Below are 24221 nucleotides of genomic sequence, written 5' to 3' on the forward strand. Positions count from 1 at the left end.
CGCTATCGGAGCAACTCTCTGTGCCCACGATGAATACAACCGCTCCCGTCGCGCTGGTCACGGGCTCCACCTCGGGTATCGGCGCCGCGATCGCCCGACGTCTCTCGATGGACGGGTACGCTATCGTCCTGCATTCGCGAAGCTCCGTGGAAGTAGGCCGTGCTTTGGCACGCGAACTCGGATCGGCGGTTTATGTACAGGCCGATTTGGCCGACGATGCCGATAGAGTGCGTCTCGTTCGCGAAGCGATCGGTATGTGGGGGCGACTCGATGTCTTGGTCAACAACGCCGGGATCAGTCGTGTTATCCCTCATGCGGATTTGGCCGCCGCCACCCCCGATGTGTGGCGAGAGTTGCACGAAGTGAATGTCGTGGCGCCCTTTCGGCTCGTGACCGAGGCACAATCGGCGCTGCGGGAAGCGGGTGCGCGGGGACGAGCCGGGTGCGTTGTGAATGTAAGTTCGCATGCAGGCGTGCGGCCGAAAGGCGCATCGATTCCCTATGCTGCGACGAAGGCCGCATTGAATCATGTGACGCGGTTGCTCGCGCTTTCGCTGGCACCGGATATTCGCGTCAATGCTGTGGCGCCCGGGCTGGTGGATACGCCGCTCACGGCGGACTGGATCGACGCGCAGCGCACTTGGAAGGAACGCGCGCCGATGCGGCGGGCGGCTCGGCCCGAGGATATCGCTCATTCGGTGGCCATGCTCGTCGCGTCGGATTATCTGACGGGCGAGATTTTGGTTTCGGATGGGGGGTTGAATCTTACGTAATGCCCCTGTCTCCCTGTCTATAAGGCGGTGGAATTGACCCGAGCGCTATTCATCTGCAGCCGGAACCGACTGCGCAGCCCAACGGCGGAAGAAGTTTTTTGCCACTGGCGCGATGTCGAGACGGATTCGGCAGGCCTTGCTCCCGACGCGGTCACGATTGTGTCGGACGAGCAGATTGCGTGGGCTCAGATCATCTTCGTCATGGAACGCACTCACAAGTCGAAATTGGCCAAAAAGTTCGGTTCGCGGCTGCAGGGCAAAAAGGTGATATGCCTCGACATTCCCGACCGATATTCGTTTATGCAACCAGAACTCATCGCGCTGCTCGAACAAAAGGTCGCGAAGTTTTTGCGCCCGTGAGCGGGCACCGCGCCAAATCTTCCCTACCCGTCATTCGAAATACGGCGCCAACACCTGCTCGATCCAATTCATAAACGCCCTGACGCGTTGCGACAGATTCCGGCGATGCGCCACGACGAGCCACGCGTCGAGCGGCTTCGGCCGTAGATCGGGCAAGACCTCCACTAGCGCGCCGCGCTCGATATGTTGCGCAAGCGCCGAATAGCCCGCCTGAATCAACCCAACACCGGCAAGCCCGGCCGCATGATAGGTCTGCACGCTATTGACTTGCATCGCGCCAGGCAGCATAAGCGACGCGTACGCGTCGCCGTCTGGATACTCCCATCCGGCAAGCTTCCCGCCCAATGTCCACGTGTAATGGACCATCTGGTGGCCTTGGCTACGCAGATCCTCAAGCGTGTGCGGCGTGCCGTATCGTGCGAGATAGCTCGGGCTCGCCGCGTTGATCATGCGCAGCTTGCCGAGCGGCCGAGCAATCAACGTTTCATCGACGATCGACCCGAGGCGAACCACACAATCGAATCCCTCTTGCACAAGATCCACGCGTCGATCGGTGCTGGACAGCTCCAACTCCAATTGCGGGTGCGCCGCCAATAGTTGCGGCAGGGCAGGCACCACCACGCTCTGCGCCAACACCGTCGGCATGTCGACACGCAGTCTTCCCCGTAGCGGTGCGTCGTGACGGGAAAACATCGTCTCCAACTCTTCTACTTCGGCCAGCAGATCCCGCGCACGCGCATAAAACGCGCGTCCATCTTCTGTCAGTTGCACTGTCCGCGTCGTCCGGTGCAAGAGCGCGACCCCGAGATCTCGCTCGAGCCCGCGGACCACCGTCGAGACCCGCCCCTTCTGGATCCCGAGGCTTTCGGCTGCGCGCGTGAAGCTCGTCAGTTCGGCAACACGGGCGAAGATCAGAAGCGCATCCAGGTTTTGCATTGTTCACTCGGCGAATAACAGCACGTTCGGTTCGGCATCATTTATAACCCAATTGTGCCTCAGTAGACTCGATTCCCAGGTCGTCAACCGCGAACCATCCAGACAAAAGGGATCAACCATGACGCAACACACCTCGCCGGCCACAACAGTCGTCGTCTACCACTCCGGCTACGGGCATACCGAGCGAATGGCGACCGCCATCGCCGAAGGCGCCAGCGCCGCACTCGTTGCCATCGATGCCGATGGAAACATTCCAGACCATGCCTGGGAAACGCTCGCCCGCGCCGATGCCATCCTGCTCGGCTCCCCAACCTACATGGGCGGCCCCAGCTGGCAATTCAAGAAATTCGCGGATGCATCGTCGAAGATCTGGTTCGAAAGCGGATGGCGGAACAAGATCTTCGGTGGCTTTACCAATAGCGCGAGCCTCAACGGCGACAAACTCAATACGCTCGAATACTTCTTTCTGCTGGCCGGTCAGCACGGCGGCATTTGGGTCAGCATGGATATCAAGCCAGCGAACGTGAAGGCCTCGGTGCGCGACGACTTGAATCGTATGGGCTCCTATATCGCGCCGATGGCTCAAACGCCCGCCGACGCATCGCCCGACGAAATGTCGCCAGGCGACCTCGAGACGGCACGCCGCTATGGCGCCCGCGTCGCAACCATCGCGGAACAGTTCCGATCCGGACACGCTTTAAACCATTGAAATCGGGCGCGATGGATGCGGCCATCGGAACGCCGCCCTCTGTCACCCATGCCAATCTCGAAGGAAATCGCCATGAAATATAAGCAACTAGGCCGCACCGGCCTCTATGTCTCCGAACTGTGCCTCGGCACGATGACGCTCGGCGGCAACGCCGACGCCGGGATGTGGAAGGCGATCGGTTCCCTCGGCCAAAACGAAGCAAACGAATTGATCGCCCGCGCACTCGCCGCGGGCATTAATTTCATCGATACGGCCGATATCTATTCCTTTGGCCAGTCGGAACGCCTCGTTGGCCAAGCGCTGAAGGACATCGGCGTTCCCCGCAGCGACATCGTGCTCGCGACGAAGACGGCAGGTGCGATGGGCCCGAAACCCAACGATCAAGGCGCATCGCGCGGCCACATTATGGATTCGGTACAGAAAAGCCTAGAGCGGCTCCAGGTCGATCACATCGACCTTTACCAGATCCACGCGAACGATTCCGTCACCCCCATCGAAGAAACGCTGCGCGCGCTCGACGATCTGACACGGCAGGGGTTGGTCCGCTATGTCGGCGTATCGAATTGGCGCGCGGGCAAGATCGGTAAGGCATTGGGGCTCAGCGAAGCACTCCATGCCACACGTTTCGAAACGCTACAGGCCTACTATTCGATCGCCGGGCGCGACGTTGAACTCGAACTCGTACCGCTCGTGACCGAGGAGCGCATGGGCCTGCTCGTCTGGTCGCCGCTCGCGGGCGGACTGCTGTCGGGAAAGTTCGGCCCCGGGGCACCCACCGAAGAAGGCTCGCGACGCAGCCATTTCGACTTTCCGCCGGTCGATCTGGAGCGGGCTTGGCCGTGCTTGGCCGAAATGCGCGCCATTGCGGATGCGCACGGCGCTTCCGTCGCCCAAATCGCGCTAGCATGGTTGCTCGCCAAGCGCCATGTCACGAGCGTGATCATCGGCGCTAAACGCATCGAACAACTCGCGGACAATCTCGGCGCCGTCGATGTCGCGCTTTCCGAAGACGAGCTTGCCCGTCTCGATGCCGTGAGTGCTCTACCCCCTTACTACCCCGGCTGGATGATCGATCGTCAGGAAGCAGGCAGACGCCCCGTTCCTTTCAGGCCGGGCGCGTAGAAATAGAACTGGGAATCGGTTTCCGGGCGGCGCCGACAATATCGTCTGCGCCGCAGCTGCGCGCATACGCTTCCGACGCGGTTATCTAAAAGGGGCCGATTCGATTTATCCCGGCGTGCAGCATCGCATTTTCTGGGAGTAAGATACGAAGAATATGCAGCACCGATCCGAAATCGACGCGTGAGCGAGCACGGGGGCAAGCGTGAACGAGTTGACGACCGATTCACGGGTGTTCCTGTCTACCTTGCCGCCTGGCCGCCGCGAGCGGCGACTGGCGATCGTTGTCGTTCTGATGACGGCGATCGCCTTCATTTCGGCCACGCCATTCGCCAAAATCCAGCTGCCCAGGGTGTGGGCCTTCATTCCGGTCTACGAATCCGCGGTCGTCGTCTGCGATTTGCTCACGGCAGCACTCTTGATCGGGCAGTATCGGATTCTGCGGTCCAAAGCACTGCTTGTCTTGGCGACGGGATACTTGCTGACCGCCTTCACGGCGACAGTACACTTATTGACGTTTCCCGGCGTCTTCTCCGACACCGGCTGGTTAGGCGCTCGCAGTCAAACCACAGCCTGGCTTTACGTCTTCTGGCATGGCAGTTTTCCCCTTGTCGTGATTGCCTATGGGTGGTTGAAACGCGGTGGCGCGGCAACGCGAACGTCGCGGGATGGCGCTTGCGCGCCCGCCATTGTCGCGGGCATTGCGTTTGCCGCGCTCGTCGCTTGCGCTTTCGCGATACTGGCAACGCGTGGGTACGATTTACTGCCCCCACAGCTCTCCGGGCCGCCGCTGGCACCGCGCTACACCGTCGCGCACGGCGTGGTGTTCGCGCTCATTGGGTCGCTCGCGCTGTTTGCGCTTGCGACACTTCTTTGGCGGCGACCGCACTCCGTGCTGGACCTTTGGTTGATGGTCGTGGTGTGCGCCTGGCTCTTCGATATTTCATTCGCAGGCGTGCTCAACCATAGCCGATTCGATCTTGGCTTCTACGTCGGCCGCATTTACAGTCTGTGCGCCGCAAGCTTCGTTCTGATCATCATGACGCTCGAAAATATCAACCTTTACGCGCGTCTGGTGCAGGCGCTCGAAAGCGAGAGCGTCGAGCGCCGGCGTGTGCAATTGCAGACGATCCAACTGAACGAAGCGAACGCGCTGCTCGAGCACCGGGTCGCGTCGCGTACGGCCGCGCTGACGGCGGCGAACCGCGACTTGCTCAACGAGGTGATCGAACGCAAACGCGCCGAAGCGGCGCTCGAGCATTCGCGCGAGGAGTTGCGAGAATTGGCGTCGATCGGGACCTCCGCGCGCGAACAAGAAAACCGGCGAATCGCGCGCGAATTGCACGATGAGCTTTGCCAAACGCTCGCGGCATCGCGACTCGAACTCGAGCTGGTTGCTGAACGAAAGTCATTGGTGGCCGAGCTGGCACCCGTGCATGCTCTGCTCGACGAAGCGGTCGTGGCCACTCGCCGCATTGCGGCGGATCTTCGGCCGCTGGTACTCGACGACCTCGGCCTCGTGGCCGCCGCTGACTGGCTCGTGCAGAACTTCCGACAGCGCCACGGCATCGAATGCGAGTTGATCGTCGAGCCTGCGAACCTCGATCTCGAAGAGCCGCAAGCGACGGCAGTGTTTCGAATCATGCAGGAGTCGCTCACCAACATCGGGCGACATGCGCATGCCTCGCGGGCAACGCTGAGCTTGACGCGCCATAACGACCACATCTTGTTGATCGTGAAAGACAACGGCATCGGCTTTGATCTTTCCACACCGCGCAAGCTCAATTCGTTCGGTCTCTCGGGCCTTAGAGAGCGGGCTTATCTCGTCGCGGGCGAGGTCAGCATCGAGTCGTCGCCAGGCTATGGCACGTCGATCGCCGTGCGGATTCCATTGCCTGTCGCTCAGGCAGCCGCCGAGCCCGACGCCGCGTTGCTGCGTGCTGAACCAAGCACCGAGAAGCGGTAATGGTCGTCAGCAACGGGGCGCTTCTTCACCTATACTGTTGGAAGCATTTCAGGAAATCGGGTCAGTAGGTTTTTTCGTTGGCCCTAATATCGAGCCGTCGTGTCTCCACAGTAGCCCACTCGCTTCGATCTCGTGCGACTCGACGAAACACCCCAAGCGCACGAGATGGTTCCCGCCGATACCGCTTACGCGGTGTCTCCACGGCGATAGCTCGATTCATGGCCAAGCAGACGGCGATCGGCTGCGTCGATATTCCAGCCCAATCTTGGAGGAACGAATCGTGGACAAAACAATCCGTTCATTAGCAGCGGCCGTCGCCGCGCTCGTGCTGTCGGGCGGTGCTTATGCACAGGCCAACAACACCCTTGCCACCCCAACCACGAGGTCGCCCGCTGCAGTGTCGCCCGATGCGACAACGAGTGGCTATGGCACGCCCGGTTCGATCAACTCGGAGAGCGGCATGAGTGCCGAATCGCCGAACGCGGGCATGCGGAACAACATGAGCGACAGCTCGATGTCCGACGGCCCCGCTTATGGCATCAACAACACGTTGGCGACACCCACCACAAAGTCACCCGTTCAATCGCATTGATTGAGCGACGACACCCGGGCGCGCATGAACTTGCGCGCCACGCGAAACGAGCGGCTCGGCCTCAAAAAACAACTAGATCAACAATGGTGAGCGCCAACGCTTCGCGATTGACGGCGTCGGTCGACGCCGCCGCGCTTCGTATTTCGTTGGCAGATGAGACTGCGAGCAGGCGGGCTGCATACATTCCACTCTGACAGACAGCAAAACCGATATGTGAATGCCATTGTCGTAAAATCGGCCGGCCTGGGAATCTCGGAAACTTAAATACAGGCATCCAAACAAGCCAAGGACACGCATGGGATTCGGATTCGGGAAACGCACAGATGCGTTGGGTACATCGACGATCCACCTGGTAAAAGGCCAGCGGTCGCGAGCCAATGACAACTTCACGACGGACCTGACGGTGCGTCGAGCGATTGCGGTTTTCGAGTGCTGTGCATCGTACGGCACGTACGTCGATGTCAACGATGTCTATACCGGATGGCGCTATCTGTTGGGGGAACGGGTCGTTTCAACCGATTTGGAAGCCCCGTGGAAAGAATTGGACAGGATTCTGCTCACCTATTCCAATGCGGGAACACTCGCAAAATCGGACAAAGACCGCGCGCGCCATCTCATGGACACCATCGAGGAACATTTAGGCTCCGCGCAAGGCAAGGTAGAAGGGATGGCGGATGCCGTTGCCGCGTTCAATATCGCTCGACTCAACTATCCGTCGAAGAACTGGATCTTCGACGGGGTATTAGCCGCGGCTTGCGGCGTGCTGATCGGTGCGCTCCTCGGTACGGCGATCGGCGGGCTGGCAGGTCATTCGCTGGCCATGACGAACGTCGTCTTCTACCTCGTGATCGTCGGCTCGGTTCTCGCGGCGCGCTATCGCCACCAAAAGCGAATCGCTGCTGCCGATGCGAAGATTGCGCATGCGCGTGCCGAACTTGATCGCATGGTGCTTCGAAACTTGTCGCCTTGTGCTTATCCGCCACCAATGATGAACACGGACGCCAGTTGAGTTCGAGGAGAGAAAGCGCCCATGGTGTCCCGCAAGTCTTGGATACCCACTGTGCGCATGAGCGTCGCACCACCGGGCGCGCTGCCCCCTACCCCCTCAACACGAGCGACCCTCCCGGGTATCGCTCGCACATGAACTCCACAAACGCACGAACCTTCGGCGAGGGCAAACGTCGCGACGTATGTAAGACCCACAAGGCAACGTCCGCACCGGAGACCATCCCCCACTGAACCAGCTCCCCGCGTGTCAGTGGGTCCCATGCGATGGACTGGGGAATTAGCGCAGCCCCTGCGCCGGCCACAGCGGCGTCACGGATCATTAGGAACGAAGAAAGCTTCAGCCTTGGGACGGGCTGCAACACTAAGCGTCCTTCGTCGAGGCGCCAATGGGTGGGCTCGAAATTCGAGGACACAATGCCGGGCACGGATCTGACCGCCCCAGGGCTTGGCATCGGCACCGACGGCGCGGCCACGACGACAAGCCGGTCCTTCGCGAAACAACGCCCCACCAAATTGCTATCCGGGCTCGGATTGATTCGGATCGCCACGTCGAATTGTTCTTCGACGAGATCGACGATGCGGTCCGCCGCCACCAGATCGACAGTGACATCGGGGTAAGCCTCGCAAAAGTCGGTGCAAATCCGCCCCATCGCAAGGTGCGAGAAGAGCACCGGCGACGCAATACGCAAACACCCACGCGGCGCCGACAGCCCCTCTCGGGTCGCGGTCATCGCTTCGGCCACCTCGCGCATCGGCGCTTCGGTTCGCGCCATCAGCATTTCGCCCGCTTCCGTGAGTTTCAGCCCGCGAGCGCCGCGCTCGATGAGCCGAATACCTAGTTGCTCCTCCAATTCCGAGATTCGCCGAGAGAGCGTCGCCTTCGATTTGCCGCTCGCGCGGCTTGCTTTCCCGAGTCCTCCGTTCGCCGCAACCAGCGCGAAATCGAATAGCGCGTTCAAATCCATGGCGAGTGTTCCAATTTTGAAACGAGGTGTCTACATTTTCGCGTCTTCGTTTTATCTGCGCAACGCCTTATCTTCTCCTCACCACAACTTGATATGAGGAGCTTTGAAATGAACTCGACTCAACGCGCTGTACTGATCCGGGCCTATGGAGACGCCAGCGTCGCGGAAGTGGCCCAGATCGCCAAGCCCGAGGCGCACGCGGGCGAGGTCCTGGTTCGCGTTCGCGCCGCCGGTGTAAACGGCATCGACTGGAAAATCCGCGAGGGCTATGTTCGCGATGCCTTCCCGCTCCCCCTGCCGGCCGTGCTGGGTATCGAGTTGGCTGGCGTCGTCGAAGCCGTCGGCCCCGATACTTCGCGCTTCCGTGTTGGCGATCGCGTCATGGGATCGCTCGGCCGGCCGGGCGCTTACGCCGATTTCGTGACCGTCGGCGAGGCCAACCTGGCTTTGACGCCAGAGGGGCTCGATGACGTCCATGCCGCGGCCATCCCGGTCGCGGCTGTGTCGGCTTGGCAGAGCCTGCATCACGCAGGGCCGGTCAGCCCCGGCCAACGAATCCTGATCCACGGCGCGGCAGGGGGGCTGGGCGGCTACGCAGTGCAATTCGCCAAGCAGCTAGGTGCCGAAGTATTCGCCACCGCGGCATCGGCTGGCGTCGATTACGTGCGCAGTCTGGGCGCCGATCACGTCATCGATTACCAGCACCAGCGTTTCGAGGACGTCGCGAAGGAGATCGACCTGGTGCTCGACTATGTCGGCGGTGAAGTGCTCGATCGCTCGTGGCAAGTTCTTACGTCGAGCGGCGTCATCGTGGGCACGTCATCGCCCGACATCCTCGCGCGCACCCCGACCGGCCGCCGTGGCCTGTGGTTCATGAACAAGCCGGATGCCGACCTGCTGGGAAAGCTCGCAACCGACATCGCAAAAGGCGAACTGAAATCGACAGTGAGCGACGTGGTGGCCTTCGCGGAGATTCCCGCGGCGATCGAACGCAATCGTACCGGCTCGCGCATAGGCAAGGTGGTGGCCGATTTCATGCGCTAGTCGATTTCCGATGCGAGCGCTTGTGACACATTCGACCGCCGGCGCACGGGTGCCGCCGGTCGAAATTCGTTTCAACGCCATTAAAGAATTCATCGGAAAAGTCGATATCCGATATGTCGTCGTTTTACCCCGCTTTTCAACACAACATCGCTGAGATCGATCCTCTCCACCATGCCTGAGCCGCGGGTGGCGTAAGGTTGCCGCGTGCCCGAGTCGCACTGTTCGTGACGCGCGAACTTTCACCCCGCATTCGCCTGAACACATGAAGACAACGATGAAGTTTCCGTTCCTGGGCATGACGTTCGCTATCGCCCTCCTATCGCTTAGCGGCGTCGGCCAAGCGGCACAACCAACCGACCCGTTATCGACGCTCCCGGCCGACCCGCAACAGACCGCGCAACCGCTGTGGGTTAAAGCGATACCGCCCTACTCGCTGGAACCGCTGTTCTCCAAAGCGGAGGTCGACCTTCATTCCGTTCAGCAAAGCGACAACGGTCGAATTACTGCCTGGGAACGCGAAACCTACGAGCAAGTTCAGCAACCTTCGACCGACTACGCATTCCAGGTCGGCGAAGCGCAGGATTTGATCGACTGCAGCCACGGAAAATATACGGTGCTATCCGTGAGCACCAGGAGATCGAATGGCGACCTGGTCAAATCGGAACCCATGCCAGCGTTCGGACAGAACAACCTGGCCGACGTCCCGCCCGACTCGTTGATCAGCGCCGAAGTGACGCTCGCCTGTGAACAGGCAAAAAAGCAATGGCCGAACGACCCAAATTACGAGTTGCACGTTAAACCGAAGCAGCCCGTTACGCCCGCTGCGCTCACCTCGCAAGAGGTGGATAAGATCGATCGGGCGTTAGCGGAAAGAAAAGCACTCGACAACCGTAACGCGCCGCTGCTCGAGCCGCTGCTAACGGCGCAGAACGGCAAAAACATCTGCCATGCGATGAACGGAATCGATGGCAAGCGTTCGTCGTACGAGTTGTGCGACGCGCAGGGTATGTTTGCCCACGATATTTACAGCGTTCGAGCGGCAGGCTCGCCATTTCTACAGGGAACCGATGACGCCACGACGAAAGGCGTCGATGGCGTTCTCTATGGCTACCCGATCCGACTCCAATGCGAGCCCGTCACTCGTTTAGCGGACGACGTGACGAGCAAGACGATAGCGGGCGCCATCCAAGTCGATCGGATGGCTCAAAAGACATCTTCGTTCGATGACGAGCTGAAATCGGCGATCTTCATGAATGTGGTCGAAGTCGGAAGACATTGCGTCCTTAGCAACGAACAAGGGATAGTCGCAAAACTCGACGTCGTTTCGCCGTAAGGAAAACTTCAGGCGACGGCGGCGTGTGCGTCGAGCGATGGCATCCAAACGCTAAGCCGGCCGAGGCCGCGACGGCAGGCTCGGCAATGGGAGTCCGCGGCTCAACAGGCGTTGGAATGCGCGGTCAAGTACGCGTAGATCGGCGTCGCGGCTGCTCGCCTGAAGGCCGCGTAGGGAAGGCACGTCTATGGCGATGGAATCGCACAGCGGATAGTCTCTCGCGCGCAAGCCCGGCCCCACACTCGAAAAGAACGCCGTGGTCGGAACATCGAAGCCCGCGGCGATATGCAGCGCCGCGCTATCGCCCGTCATCACGAAAGCGGCGTTTCGCACCCAGCCGATAAAATCCGCTGTCGTGCGGCTCGCATCGCTGATATCTGTGTAAGCGGGATGCTCGACCCGGCCGAAGCCAAGGACGGGAAGTCCGTACGCTCGATAGATCGAATCGACCAGCCGCGTCCAATAGGGCGTAGGAATGGCGCGCAACGGCGTACTCGCGGCAGGCGAGAAAAGGGCATAGGCCGCAGGATGCCCTGGCGAGCGCCCAGGTGCCTGCGGTAGTGTCTGGAGCCACCCGTTGCGCTTGTGCGAAGAAGGGATGGCGGTGGGTTCGATTCCGAGTGCATCGAGAAAGAAATCGATCATCGGCTCTTGTGCGAACCGAGTCCAGAAAAGATGATTGCCCACATCGACGATGGGTTCGCCAGGCGGTATGCGATCGAGCGCACAAGGCAGACGCACGCATTCGTCGGCCACGACGCCGGCGGCAAGCGAATAGAGCGCTTCCACGTATTGTGGCGCTCGTCCTGGACGGTACAGGCGAATGCGAATGTTGGGAAACTGCCGTTTGATTGCTGCGATCGCTGTCAGGCCTACGATGGAATCGCCCAGCGTAACGCCCATTCCGTTCAATACATGAACCGTCGAAGCGGCTTCCCAATCGAGCCGAAAGGGTTTCGAATTCGCGTTGCGAACGCGCGAGTGGCAGGCCGCCGCGCAATATTCGCCCAGTATCGGGTCCCCAGATTCGAGGTCGTACGGCGCGACGACATCGCCTGTCGAAGCGAGCAACGAGCCTGGAAAGAAAAGGATTTCGTCTGGATCGAGCGTGCTCATCAACCAGTCGCCTAGTGGGATAGGGACAGTTTAACGACACCGGCCGGGGCGGCGCAACGAAGTGTCGCTCTGGGGGACGGCGAGGCTGCCAAGACATGCTCTAGGATGCTTGGCCGCCGTTGCGGGATCGGCGCGACGATCGCGCATCGCGCTTCGCCGCACACCGACTACGCGAGGCTCTCCGAACTAAGTCGCATCACCTTTGCGGGAGCAGCCCTAAAACTAGGGCTGTGCGCGTCCGCGGCGATCATATGAGGCGTCGCGTCGTGGGCGGCCAGCGCGTCGGCCGAGGCCCAACGCTCGATCAAAACGAAACTATCTTCGGCGCCGACAACGGCGTGAAGATCGTATTGAAGACACCCGGCTTCCGCGCGGACGATCGGCGCCAGCTTTTCATATGCCGCGACTTGCTCATAGCCTTTTCCCGGAAGGGTTTGGATCGAGACGATAAGCATGACCTCGGATTCGCTGCTTCGGCTGCGACTGTTCAATTCGTTCATGACGACTCCATGCAAGTGTAGAGCCGACAAGTGACGGACAGCCGTAAACGCAAAAGGCCCCGTCGTTTGCCGGCGGGGCCATTGGTGGCATGCAACTACAAAGATTACCTCGTGCGCACCTGCGACGACCCACCGTTGCCGGTAATCGTCGTTGTAATCATACTCACGAGGGGAATCAGATCGCGTTGCATGACGCTACGGTAACTTACGTGTCGGTGGGGCGTCAACCTATCGAGCGAAACGAAACGGCGGAACGAAACGAATGTCACCACCGGACGGTTCGGCCGCAATAATCCAGATACTCGAGACCGGGGCGGCCTAACTTAGTCAGCAGCACATTCACGACCCCGGGCACGCTCTCTTCGATCGACAATCGTCCTTCGGGTCCGCCCAATTCCGTGCGCACCCAACCCGGAGCCATGAGCAACATGGCCCGCCGCGTTTGCGCCTGGCGCGCGGCATAGCTGCGCATGAACTGGTTCAACGCCGCCTTGCTGCCGCGATAAAGCTCACGCTGACCGGACTCGTTATCGGCGACGCTGCCTTGCCCGGAAGACATGACCCCGATGAGTCCGTCCGGCGCAACGAGGTCGCACAGGCTCTCGACCACCCGCATCGGACTCAACGCATTCGTCACCATCAGGTTCACAAAATCCTCGGTCGATACCTCGCCGATGGTTTGGCTCGGGTCCGGATTGGTCGTTCCTGCGTTGACGAACAGGATGTCGAACACCCTGCCGGACAGCCGCTCTCGTAAAGCCCGAATCTCCTCGGGTCGAGTCATGTCCAGCGTCTCGATGTCGACCCACCCCGGATGGGCATCGGCCAAGTCATGCAAGAGGGTCCTGCCGCTACCGGCGCGTATCGTGCCTACGACGTGCCATCCCTTCTTCAGAAATTCGGCCGCCATCGCGTGCCCGAGGCCGCGCGAAGCGCCGACGAGCAGTACGGTAGAGGCAGGTGTGGGGACATGGGCCATGGCATGCTCCTGTTCGCAGATCGATGCCATACATTGTCGAGATTGCCGCTCGATTGCACCAGACGCCTGGCGTGCAATCGTCGGTTGCGCGAAACGCCATAGCTTCCTCGATTTCGATTATTCTTGGCGCATGTCTCGCGTCGATCTCAATCTCCTGCCCGCGTTGGACGCATTGTTGAGCGAACGTAGCGTGACCGGGGCAGCCCGGCGCCTCGGCCTCAGCGTTTCCGCCATGAGCCGCACACTCACGCGCTTGCGTGCCGTCACGGGCGATCGCCTGCTACTACAGGCTGGCCGTACGCTCGTACTCACGCCCTACGCCGAGCAACTGAGCCAGCGCATCCCGGCGCTGGCACGCGAGGCGCAAGCGGCACTGAGCCGCGCCGATCATCGGTTCGACGCGGCCACGCTCGAACACCGCTTCACCTTGCGAGCGGGCGAGGGTTTTATCGATCTGCTTGGCGCGACGTTGATTGACCGCATTCACCACGCAGCGCCCGGCGTGCAGCTACGCTTTGCCCCCAAGCCGGATTGGAATGCCCAGCCGCTCAGAGAAGGCGCGGTGGATCTCGAGATCGGTATCGTCAAAACATCCGCCCCCGAAGTCAGGACACGCTTGCTCTTTCGCGACCGCTATGTCGGCGTGTGTCGCATCGGGCACCCTCTGCTGCGCGAGGATGGCATCGACCTCGAGCGCTGGGCTTCGTATGGGCAGGTCATGACTTCGCGCACCGGCGAGGCGGAAAACCCGATCGACGCGGCGCTGGACCCGCCGGATCGGCGGCGCAAAGTGTTGATGGTGGTGCCGTCCTATACAAGCGCCATGCAGCTCGCGCGTCATTCGGATCTGCTGGCCGTCGCCCCGTATTCCTGCATGGGCAATTCCTTTATGCCAAATTACGCGGCAGCCAATGGCTTGCAGTCCTTCGAGCTGCCCTTGGCGCTTCCCGCTTTCGACATCTCGGCGATTTGGCATCCTCGTCTCGACCACGATCCGGCGCATCGATGGCTTCGCAATCAAGTGCTCGGCCTGTGTACGCAAGCCTACCCGCCACAATCGCCCGCGGATTCACGGCGACGGCGCCGCTAGGGTCGTCACGCCTGAGCAATGGAGCCGAAACCCAAAAGGTAACAAAAAGATGAGCCCTTTTCTCTGCTCTCGCCACGGTGTCAAAAGTTATACACGTGCCTCAAAAGCTATCCACGCACGCATCAAGGAAAGAGGCCTGTTCGCTGCCGACGAACTGGCCAAAGTTTCCGTCGACCGCCCCAAGCGAAGCTACACCACCTGGGCGAGTCGAGCCGACATCGCACCGACGATCCAGTTGGAGGAAGACGCCAGTCGCACGCTTCACATCAAGCGGCTACCCGATATCCCCATCTTCGAGCGAACGTTGGCGTTCGTCTGTCCGGAATGCCTAGACGAGTTGCTTGTTCGCTCGGAAAGGGAGCCGAGAAACCCCGTGTCGAAAGAGCAAGCATTCGATACGGCGCCGATCGCGGCAACCGCCATCGCCAGCGATACGTTCTTGCGGTGCAAACATCATGGCTTCGTATTCCCCACGAGATCGTCCTATTCGATATCGTTCGCTATCGACAGCAATGGGGTAATCAGCGCGCGAGACGTATTGCAGCTCTCGCGGCACGATAAAAAGCACACATCGGTATACTGGTTCGACACCGCATTCATCCACCACACGTTGAACCTGGACGTCGATGTCCCCGCGGACCGAGCGAGGCTGGCCGAGAGCCCACTCGTCGATTTGCTATCCCGACATGGCACACGCGTATGCCGTCGTTGTTTGGCGGATCTACTACAGCGAAGCGGCATTCAATCGGAATCGGCGCCCGGTGCAATGGCTTAAACCATACAACTCTGTCTATTCTATGGGTCGCGGGGGCGCCGGTGCCTCGGGCACCGCGCTCATTCGTCCGCGTCGCCGCCTCGCCCGAACTGTGGTTTTAAAGCCCCACTCGCCCTTACCCCACACGGTTTTGCGCTTGTTTCCGCCACGCCTTGTATGGCATGATCGCGACGAGTTTTCACTCTCGCTCGATATTCCCAGTGGCATTGCACGCACCGCGAGAGGCGTGAGCGCAATGCCGCCAATGCTCTGCGAAACAGGTACGTACGCGACAGGTCGAAAGCGTACGGATTCGGTGGTAATAACAAAATTGAAAAGAATCGGGGGTAAGAGGCGGCACGCTTATCCTTGAAATGGAAAGCATGGGCCTTCTTCGATTTCTGGCTGTTCTGCCGCTGCGCATCGTACGCGGCCTTCTCCACTTCCTCGCGCTCGTTCTGCGGCCGATATTCGGCAGCGTCTCATGGTCGGCTCCGGCATGGGCGCCCGCCGCGAGCGCAGCGATCTTGCGCGACCCGCGAAAATTCGCCGTTCGCGCGCTCGCCGCGATCGCCGTTATCGCAGCGGCATGGGGCGGCTGGCACTGGTACGAACACCGGCCGAAGCCGCCCGAGCCCGAGCGCATCACGTTCCAAGTGAAAGCGCCGCCCGTCACAAGCTACGTGTCGGGCGACGGTACGCCGAAGATCACGATTCACCCGTTGGAGATCGACTTCTCGCGCTCGGCCGCGCCGATCGAGTCGGTGGGCAAGACGGTCGCCAAAGGCATCGTCATGAAGCCTGCCGTCAAAGGCGAATGGAGCTGGGCGGACGATCGCACCCTGCGCTTCGCGCCCGCCGCCGACTGGCCGATCGGCACGCATTACGAAGTCGAGTTCGACGTCAAGCAAGCCTTTGCCGCCCACGTGCTGATGGCGGACGACCATCTCGCCTTCGATACCGCTGCGTTCACCGCGCAAGCGGGCGATGCCGAGTTCTATCAAGACCCGCAGAACGCGACGGCGAAAAAGACCATCATGCCGGTGCGATTCAACTACCCGGTCGACACCGCGCAGTTCGAAAAACGCATTTCGCTGGCGATGGCCGGCACCGACGGCAAGTTCAACACGCCGCTGAAATTTTCCGTGGTCTATGACGCCACGAAGCTGACCGCCTGGGTGCATTCGCAGCCGCTCGACCTTCCTCGCGACGACGGCGCCGTGCAGTTGACGCTGGACAGCGGCGTGCGTAGTTCGCGCGGCGGCGCGGGAACGAAGGACCCGGTGACGTCGACGGTGCGCGTGCCCGGCCTCTATAGCCTCGCCGTGAAAAGCATCGCCCCCACCCTGGTCGACAACGACCACTACGAGCCGGAACAAGTGCTCGTCACCGAAATCAGCGGCGCGGTGCGCGGCAGCGATCTCAACAATGTCATCAAGGCGTGGGTGCTGCCGAAGCGAAAACCGGGCGCGGACCAAAGCGACGACGATCCCCCCTACGAGTGGGACTCGGCGGATGTCAGCGAAACCGTGCTGCGCCAATCGAAGCCACTCGACCTTCAGCTCGTTCCGACCGAAAACGAATTCGCCGAGCTGCAAAGCTTCAAGTTCCACGCGGACCCGGGCCAGCGCGTTTATGTCCGCATCGCCTCCGGGCTGAAATCGTTCGGCGGCTATGTGCTCGGCAAGCCGTCCGTTCAAACGTTCACCGTACCCGACTATCCGAAGCTGCTGCGCTTCATGGCAGACGGTTCATTGCTCTCGCTGAGCGGCAGCAAGCGCATTTCGGTGGTATCGCGCAACCTGCCCGGCATGAAGCTCGAAATCGGCCGTGTGCTGCCGGATCAGCTTCAACATTTGGTCAGCTTCAATCAAGGCACCTACAGCCAGCCGGACCTCGGCTACAGCTTCAGCGAGGACCACATCGTCGAGCGCTTCGAACAAAAGCACGTGTTCCCGAAAGCCGGGCCCGGCGAAGCGCATTACGAGGGCGTCGATCTCGGTCAGTATTTGAAAGACGGCAAGCGCGGCGTTTTCCTGCTGCATCTATCGGCCTACGATCCCGTCGCGGAAAAGAAGAAGGCCGACAAAGCGGCGCAAGCCGCTGCCGACGGTAACGACAACGGCAGCGCCGACGGCAGCAGCAATGGCGACAGCAGCGATAACAGCGATAGCAGCGGTAACGACGCATCGCCGACCGACACGCGCATGATCGTCGTGACCGACCTCGGCATGGTGGTCAAGCGCGCGCTCGACGGTAGCCAGGACGTTTTCGTCCAGTCGATCCATACCGGGCAGCCCGTCGGCGGCGCAACCGTATCGGTGCTCGCGCTGAACGGTCAGACGCTCTACACGCAAGACACGACAGCGGACGGAGTCGTTCACTTCCCCACCTTCAAGGGCCTCGACCACGAGAAAAAGCCGATGCTCTACGTGGTGAAGAAGGCCGACGATCTATCGTTCCTTCCGATCGGCGGCCAGGATCGGCAACTCGACTTCTCGCGTTTCGACGTGGGCGGCGAGCGCAATCCGACGAGCGAAGGCCAACTGTCCGCGTACCTGTTCTCCGACCGCGGTATCTATCGGCCCGGCGATCTCTTTCACATCGGTTTGATCGTGCGCGCGGCGAGTTGGTCGCGCAGTCCTGCCGGCGTACCGCTGCAAGCGGAAATCGTCGACCCGCGCGGTATCACGGTGAAGCGCATGCCCGTTTCCGTCGACGATTCCGGCTTCAGCGAGGTGTCCTACACGCCGTCGGAAACCGCGCCGACCGGCACCTGGACGGTCAATCTGTACATCGTCAAGAACGGCAAGACAGACGCGCCGATCGGCTCGACGACGGTGCAAGTGAAGGAATTTCTGCCCGACCGCATGAAGGTGGAAGCGAAGCTCTCGCAGCAAGTGGCCGAAGGCTGGGTCAAGCCCGACCAGTTGATGGGCGTCGTCGATGCGCAGAATCTGTTCGGCACGCCTGCGGCGGATCGGCGCGTCGAAGCCTCGCTGACGCTGCGCCCTGTGTGGCCGCAATTTCATAGCTGGCAGGACTATCACTTCTTCGACGTGAGGCGCGCGCAGGAGGGCTATACCACCAACCTGCAAGACGGCAAGACCGACGAGAAGGGTCACGCTCAATTCGACCTCGACCTGAAGAAATACGCCGATGCGACCTATCAGCTCTATTTCCTCGCCAAGGCCTACGAGCCCGAGGGCGGGCGCAGCGTCGCGGCCAATGCACAGACGCTCGTCTCCAACGACGACTGGCTCGTCGGCTACAAATCCGTCGACGATCTGTCCTACGTCAAACGCGGCAGCCCGCGCACCGTTCGCTTGGTCGCAATCAACCCGCAAGCGAAGGCGTTCGAACTGAAGGGCCTGACGGCGCAGCTCGTGGAGCGCCGGTATGTCTCGGTGCTGACGAAACAGGACTCGGGCGTCTACAAATACGACTCGCGCCTGAAGGAGGTACCCATCAGCGAAAATCCGCTGACGATCCCCGCGGCCGGTCTCGCGTACACGCTGCCCACCGACAAGCCGGGCAACTATGCACTTGTGATTCGTCGCGCGGACCGCACGGAAGTGAACCGTGTCGAATACTCGGTGGCCGGCGATGCAAACATCTCGCGCTCGCTCGACCGCAACGCCGAGTTGCAAATCAATCTGAGCAAGCACGATTACGCGCCCGGCGAGCCCGTGGAAATCGCGATTCGCGCACCCTACGCGGGTAGCGGTCTTATCACCATCGAACGCGACAAGGTGTACGCGCACGCATGGTTCCATTCCGATACCACGAGTTCCGTGCAGCACATCACCGTGCCGCCCGGGTTCGAAGGCAACGGCTATATCAACGTGCAATATGTTCGCGACCCGTCGTCCGACGAGGTCTTCATGAGCCCGCTGAGCTATGGCGTCGTGCCGTTCTCGGTCAGCATGAATGCACGGCGCAATGCGCTGACGCTCGACGCCCCGCCGCTCGTCAAACCCGGGCAGACGGTCACGTTCAAGCTGCACGCGGCGCATCCCACGAAGGCCGTGGTGTTCGCCGTGGACGAAGGCATCTTGCAAGTCGGGCGCTACAAGCTGGGCGACCCGCTGCAGTACTTCTTCCGCAAGCGGATGCTGGAAGTGGGTACGTCGCAAATCCTCGACTTGGTCCTGCCCGAGTTCGAGAAACTCATGCAGATGGCAGCCCCCGGGGGCGATGCGGACGACGCGATCGGCAGCCAACTGAACCCGTTCAAGCGCAAACGCGACAAGCCGGTGGTGTACTGGTCCGGCATCGTCGACGTCAACGGCGAGAAGGACGTCAGCTACACCGTACCGGACTATTTCAACGGCAAGCTGCGCGTGATGGCGGTAGCGGTCTCGCCGGATCAGGTCGGTACGGCCACCTCGGGCACTACGGTCCGCGGCGATTTCGTGCTGTCTCCGAACGTACCGACGACGCTCGCGCCCGGCGACGAAGCGGAAGTCAGCGTAGGGGTTGCGAATAACCTAACAGGGCAAGGCGACAAGCCGGTTCCGGTCACCGTCGCGCTCAAGACCGGCCCGCAGTTGCAGGTGCTGGGAAGCGCCTCGCAGCAGCTAAATCTGGCGTCGATGCGAGAAGGCGTGGCCCTGTTCCACGTCAAGGCCACGGGCACGCTCGGTTCGGGCAACCTGACCTTCAGCGCGCACTATGCGGGCAAGTCGGCGGCGCAGAGCATCGAACTGTCCGTTCGCCCGGCCGCCGCCTACCGCACGCAGGTCGATATCGCCCGGGTCGGCGCAAACAGCACCGCGGACGTGTCGGGGCTGCGTCAGATGTACGACGCGTATGCATCGCGCGATGCCAGTTTCTCGACGATCCCGGTCGTGCTCTCGCAAGGGCTGACGTCCTGGCTCGTCAACGTGCAGAACTATTGCAGCGAACAGCTCGTCAGCGAAGCGATGCCTCGGCTCGTCGCCACGAAGTGGCCGACGGTGCCCGCATTGACGCGTGCCCTGCGGCCCGCGAACGGCAACGCGCAGCAGACGAACGACCAAGCGCTCGCGCAAATGCTCGACGTGCTGCGTTCGCGGCAAAACAGCGACGGCGGCTTCGGCGTCTGGTCAGCCACGCCCGATGCGGACCCGTTCATCTCCGCCTACGCCATGCACTTCCTGTTGGAAGCGCGCGATCGCGGCGTGGCGGTGCCGAAGGACATGCTCGACGCGGGCAACCAGTATCTGCATCGTTTAGCGAGCGACGACAGCATGAACACGCTCGACGAACTGCGCCAGCGGGCCTATGCGGTCTATCTGCTGACGCGCGAGGGCAACGTGACGACCAACGATCTGGCGGCCGTGCAAAAACGACTTCAGCAGGCATTCCCGAACGATTGGAAGAACGACCTCGCCGCCGCTTGGCTCGCCGCGGCCTACGAGCTGCTCATGCAGGACAAGGAAGCCAAGGCGTTGATTGCCGGGCCGCAACGCGTGCTCGAAAGCAAGCGCAGCGACAAGGATTTCGTCTACGGCTATTACACCGATCCCTTGACGCGCGATGCGAGCGTGCTTTACCTGCTCGCCAAGCATTTCCCCGACCGGGCCAAAGCCCTGTCGCCGCAGGTCATGGACAACATCGCCGGCCCGCTTTCGCGCAACGAGTTCAATACGTTGTCGTCGTCGATGACGTTACTCGCGCTCGACGCCTACGCCAGCCTGAATGCGAACGGGCTGGATAAGCTTTCGATCGGCGAAGTGCATGCGGACGGCAGCAGCAAAGCGATCTCGTCGTTGCAGGCTAACCTGTTGCAGTCCGGCAGTTGGAGCCCGGCCGCAACGAAGCTGCGCTTCGCGAACGGCAGCCCGATGCCCGCATGGCGCGTGACGAGTCAGTCGGGCTACGACCGCGGCGCGCCCGACAAGGCGATCAAGAATGGCCTCGAAATCGTGCGCGACTACACCGATGTCAACGGTAAGCCGCTCGATAAGATCACGGTAGGCGAGGAGATCGACGTGCACGTCAAGATCCGTGCGACGGGCGACCAAGCGGTCGGCAACGTCGCGATCGTCGATCTGCTGCCGGGCGGCTTCGATCCGGTGATCCAGCCTCCGCCGGCCGCCACCCCGCCCGCCGATAGCGGCAACGGCGGCGGCGACGGTCAGGGCGATCAATCGGGCGACGCATCCGGCGATCAATCGGGCGATCAATCGAACCAAGACGGCGATAACGGCAGCAGCGATGCGCAGCCCGCACCGTGGCGTTCCCCGATCGGACTGTCGAGTTCGACCTGGCGGCCCGAGTATGCGGATATTCGCGAGGATCGCGTCGTGATTTACGGCACGGCCACCTCCGACGTCAAGGAGTTCGTCTATCGGATCCGCGCGACCAACGCCGGTAAGTACCTCGTTCCGCCCGCCTTCGGCGAATCGATGTACGACCGCCGCCTCCAGGCGCGCTCGCCGGGCGGCGCCACGCTGACCGTGGTGCGACCGTAACGTTCTCGCCGCGACACGTCGACGGCTTGTGTCCGATGACGTGTCGCTTGGCGGGCAAGGCCGAACCGGCATTTTGTCGAAGACCACATGGTGTTTTCATTTCGGTTTTTACTGCGCCGGTGCGGCGATGGTGTTCGGCGCCTGCAAAACTGGTTGGCCGGCGCGCTGCTCGTCGCGCTCGTGCTGACGGCTTGTCGCCTGTGGCCGCATCCGCCGTTGCGCGATTGGAAGCCGTCTTCCACCGCCGTCTACGACGATCGTGGTCACCTGCTGCGCCTCACGCTCGCGAGCGACGACCGGTTTCGTCTCTGGGTGCCGCTCGCGGATATGTCGCCGCAACTCGTCGATGCCGTACTGCTGCACGAGGATCGCTGGTTCCGCTGGCATCCCGGCTTCAATCCCTACGGGCTCGCGCGTGGCGCCTGGGTCACCTATGTCAGGCACGGCAGCCCCCAGGGCGGATCGACGATCACGATGCAGCTCGCGCGATCGCTCTGGCAGCTAGGCACGCGCACGCCTTGGGGCAAGTTCAAGCAAGTGGCACGGGCGATCGAACTCGAACTGTTCTATTCGAAAAAGCAGATCCTCGAGGCCTACTTAAACGATGCCCCGTACGGCCGTAACGTCGAAGGCGCGGGCGCGGCGAGCATTGCGTATTTCAATCGCCCGGTGGGCCAGTTGAGTTTGCCCGAGGCCCTGACGCTGGCCGTCATACCGCAGGATCCGACGCATCGCTTGCCGAACGGTCCCGTCCGCAAGACAGACGGTGTCGATGCCGATGCGCAGAACGTGATCAACCGCGCCCTCGCCGTATCGCGCAACCGGCTTTATGCCCGCTGGCTGATCAGTCATCCGAAAGACGCCGCGCTCAAGCCGCTGTTCGCGCTGCCGCTCGCCATCCGGCCGCTCTCGCGTCTGCCGTTCGAGGCGCCGCATGCGGTCGATCAGGTGCTGGGGGAGCGTAAACTGGACGGCGCCGCTGGGGAATCGCGCGTGCGAACCACGATCGACTTGCGGCTACAGCGCACGCTCGAACGCGAAGTCGCGCGCTACGTGGCACGCAACGACAACATCGGCATCCGCAATGCGACCGCGATCCTCGTCGATACGCGCGACATGGGCATCAAGGCGATGATCGGCTCGGCCGATTACTTCAACCGTCCGATCCACGGACAGGTCAACGGGACGCTCGCCCGGCGTTCGCCGGGTTCGACACTGAAGCCGTTCATCTACGGATTGGGTTTCGATCAGGGCGTCCTCCATCCGCAAACGGTGCTGCGCGACGTTCCGACCTCGTTCGGCCCCTACACCCCGGAAAACTTCGACGGCCATTTCCTTGGGCCGATCACGGCCACCGATGCACTGAACCGCAGCCGCAATATCCCGGCCGTGTGGGTGGCGTCGCAACTGCACGATCCCGATCTCTATCGGTTCCTGCAGGAAGCGGGCATCGGGCACATGGCGAGCGAGCAGCACTATGGCCTTGCGCTGGTGCTGGGCGGCGGCGAAGTATCGATGCAGGAACTGGCTTCGCTGTATGCGATGCTGGCCAATCGCGGCGTGCTCAAGCCATTGCGCTTGCGCGCGAGCGATCCTCGCCCCGCCGGTATCCGCTTACTGAGCGACGAGGCCAGTTTCATGGTGATGGACATCCTGCGCCAGCATCTGCGGCCGGACGAAACGACGGGTGCGCAACCGTCGGGTTTGCCGGTGTATTGGAAGACCGGCACGTCGTGGGCATTTCGCGATGCATGGACGGCGGGTGTATTCGGCCCTTATGTGCTGGTGGTATGGGTCGGCAACTTCGACGGCACCGGCAATCCCGCGTTCGTCGGGGTGGATGCGGGGGCGCCGCTGTTCTTTCAGATCGTCGATGGGCTGGAAGCCGAGTTTCCGCAACTGGCCGAGCCGCCGCGGCCACGGCCGGCGAATCTGAAGCGCGTGCAGATTTGTCTTGCAAGCGGCGATTTGCCGAACCGATGGTGTCCGCAACGGGGCTGGACTTGGTTCATTCCGGGGAAGTCGCCGATTCGTGTGAGCACCGTCCATCGTCCGCTGGTGATCGACGATGCGACAGGCCTGCCGGCATGCCCACCCTACTCCGACAAGCGCACGCACGAGGAGGTGTACGAGTTCTGGCCGTCCGACTTGCAGCAGGTTTTCGCGCAAGCCGGCATTCCGCGTCGCAAGCCGCCGGTCAATCCGGCATGCCGTAACGCGGGCACGCCGGACGGCAGCCCGCCGCAAATTACGTCGCCGGTGCGGGGCAGCATTTATACGATGCGGTTGACGCAGCCGGACAAGCAGCGCATCGCATTCAGCGCGACGACGGATGCGGATGCGCACGCGCTTTACTGGTTCGTCAACGATGCGTATGTCGGGCAAAGTGCCCCCGGCGCGGCGCTGTATTGGCAGCCGCGTACGGCGGGCAGTTATGACGTCCGAGCCATCGACGATCACGGACGCGTCGATGAGCGCTCGTTGCAGGTCAGCTTGATCGAGTAGGGGGTGGGCGTACG

General features: G+C 61.7%; 17 protein-coding genes. 12 read left to right on the top strand and 5 right to left on the bottom strand.

Annotation, left to right across the window (positions count from 1 at the left end; all coding sequences use genetic code 11):
- Positions 1–29 precede the first annotated feature (29 nt).
- Together ACTHN9_RS28175 and ACTHN9_RS28180 are read left to right on the top strand one after the other, a co-directional pair.
- The gene (locus tag ACTHN9_RS28175) at positions 30–773 is read left to right on the top strand and encodes an SDR family NAD(P)-dependent oxidoreductase (protein WP_440540121.1); all 744 of its coding nucleotides are present in this window, start codon (positions 30–32) and stop codon (positions 771–773) included.
- Positions 774–806: 33 nt separating this feature from the next.
- On the top strand, positions 807–1133 hold the full coding sequence (locus tag ACTHN9_RS28180) for a low molecular weight protein tyrosine phosphatase family protein (RefSeq protein ID WP_440540122.1): 327 nt from the start codon (positions 807–809) through the stop codon (positions 1131–1133).
- A gap of 30 nt (positions 1134–1163) precedes the next feature.
- Here ACTHN9_RS28180 and ACTHN9_RS28185 read toward each other — a convergent pair whose 3' ends face one another.
- Positions 1164–2069 (bottom strand): LysR family transcriptional regulator, encoded by a 906-nt coding sequence (locus ACTHN9_RS28185; RefSeq protein WP_440540123.1) that lies wholly within the window; start codon positions 2067–2069, stop codon positions 1164–1166.
- Positions 2070–2187: 118 nt separating this feature from the next.
- On the opposite strand from ACTHN9_RS28185, the gene ACTHN9_RS28190 reads away from it, so the two are divergent.
- The 5 genes from ACTHN9_RS28190 to ACTHN9_RS28210 all read left to right on the top strand — a co-directional run bounded on the left by ACTHN9_RS28190 (position 2188) and on the right by ACTHN9_RS28210 (position 7464).
- A complete protein-coding gene (locus ACTHN9_RS28190) occupies positions 2188–2778 on the top strand; it encodes a flavodoxin family protein (protein WP_440540153.1) in 591 nt (196 codons plus the stop codon).
- Positions 2779–2850: 72 nt separating this feature from the next.
- Positions 2851–3900, top strand: coding sequence for an aldo/keto reductase (locus ACTHN9_RS28195; RefSeq protein ID WP_440540124.1), 1050 nt, complete (start codon positions 2851–2853; stop codon positions 3898–3900).
- A 202-nt stretch (positions 3901–4102) separates the two neighbouring features.
- Complete coding sequence (locus tag ACTHN9_RS28200; protein ID WP_440540125.1) at positions 4103–5863, top strand: sensor histidine kinase; 1761 nt, start codon at positions 4103–4105, stop codon at positions 5861–5863.
- Positions 5864–6143: 280 nt separating this feature from the next.
- The gene (locus tag ACTHN9_RS28205; protein ID WP_440540126.1) at positions 6144–6455 is read left to right on the top strand and encodes a hypothetical protein; all 312 of its coding nucleotides are present in this window, start codon (positions 6144–6146) and stop codon (positions 6453–6455) included.
- Positions 6456–6750: 295 nt separating this feature from the next.
- A complete protein-coding gene (locus ACTHN9_RS28210) occupies positions 6751–7464 on the top strand; it encodes a hypothetical protein (protein ID WP_440540127.1) in 714 nt (237 codons plus the stop codon).
- An 88-nt stretch (positions 7465–7552) separates the two neighbouring features.
- On the opposite strand, the gene ACTHN9_RS28215 is transcribed toward ACTHN9_RS28210, so the two are convergent.
- The gene (locus tag ACTHN9_RS28215; protein WP_440540128.1) at positions 7553–8428 is read right to left on the bottom strand and encodes a LysR family transcriptional regulator; all 876 of its coding nucleotides are present in this window, start codon (positions 8426–8428) and stop codon (positions 7553–7555) included.
- Between the two features lie 108 nt (positions 8429–8536).
- On the opposite strand from ACTHN9_RS28215, the gene ACTHN9_RS28220 reads away from it, so the two are divergent.
- Both ACTHN9_RS28220 and ACTHN9_RS28225 read left to right on the top strand, forming a co-directional pair.
- Positions 8537–9472 (top strand): NADP-dependent oxidoreductase, encoded by a 936-nt coding sequence (locus ACTHN9_RS28220; protein WP_440540129.1) that lies wholly within the window; start codon positions 8537–8539, stop codon positions 9470–9472.
- Between the two features lie 274 nt (positions 9473–9746).
- Positions 9747–10805, top strand: coding sequence for a surface-adhesin E family protein (locus tag ACTHN9_RS28225; protein ID WP_440540130.1), 1059 nt, complete (start codon positions 9747–9749; stop codon positions 10803–10805).
- A gap of 51 nt (positions 10806–10856) precedes the next feature.
- Here the strand turns inward: ACTHN9_RS28225 and ACTHN9_RS28230 are convergent, their stop codons facing one another.
- The 3 genes from ACTHN9_RS28230 to ACTHN9_RS28240 form a co-directional block, all read right to left on the bottom strand.
- Positions 10857–11921: a glycosyltransferase family 9 protein gene (locus ACTHN9_RS28230; RefSeq protein ID WP_440540131.1), complete on the bottom strand. Its 1065-nt coding sequence runs from the start codon at positions 11919–11921 to the stop codon at positions 10857–10859.
- A 167-nt stretch (positions 11922–12088) separates the two neighbouring features.
- Entirely contained in the window at positions 12089–12421 is a 333-nt protein-coding gene (locus ACTHN9_RS28235) for a putative quinol monooxygenase (protein ID WP_440540132.1), read from the bottom strand.
- A gap of 265 nt (positions 12422–12686) precedes the next feature.
- Positions 12687–13400, bottom strand: a complete 714-nt coding sequence (locus ACTHN9_RS28240; RefSeq protein ID WP_440540133.1) for an SDR family NAD(P)-dependent oxidoreductase — start codon at positions 13398–13400, stop codon at positions 12687–12689.
- Between the two features lie 130 nt (positions 13401–13530).
- Between ACTHN9_RS28240 and ACTHN9_RS28245 the strand changes: the two genes are divergently transcribed.
- From ACTHN9_RS28245 to pbpC, 3 genes are all read left to right on the top strand, one after another.
- Complete coding sequence (locus ACTHN9_RS28245; protein WP_440540134.1) at positions 13531–14490, top strand: LysR family transcriptional regulator; 960 nt, start codon at positions 13531–13533, stop codon at positions 14488–14490.
- A 1137-nt stretch (positions 14491–15627) separates the two neighbouring features.
- A complete protein-coding gene (locus ACTHN9_RS28250) occupies positions 15628–21702 on the top strand; it encodes an MG2 domain-containing protein (protein WP_440540135.1) in 6075 nt (2024 codons plus the stop codon).
- Positions 21703–21789: 87 nt separating this feature from the next.
- Positions 21790–24207: a penicillin-binding protein 1C gene (pbpC, locus tag ACTHN9_RS28255; protein WP_440540136.1), complete on the top strand. Its 2418-nt coding sequence runs from the start codon at positions 21790–21792 to the stop codon at positions 24205–24207.
- The last annotated feature ends 14 nt before the right edge of the window (positions 24208–24221 follow it).

The sequence above is a fragment of the Trinickia sp. genome, assembly GCF_051953405.1.
GTDB lineage: Bacteria > Pseudomonadota > Gammaproteobacteria > Burkholderiales > Burkholderiaceae > Trinickia.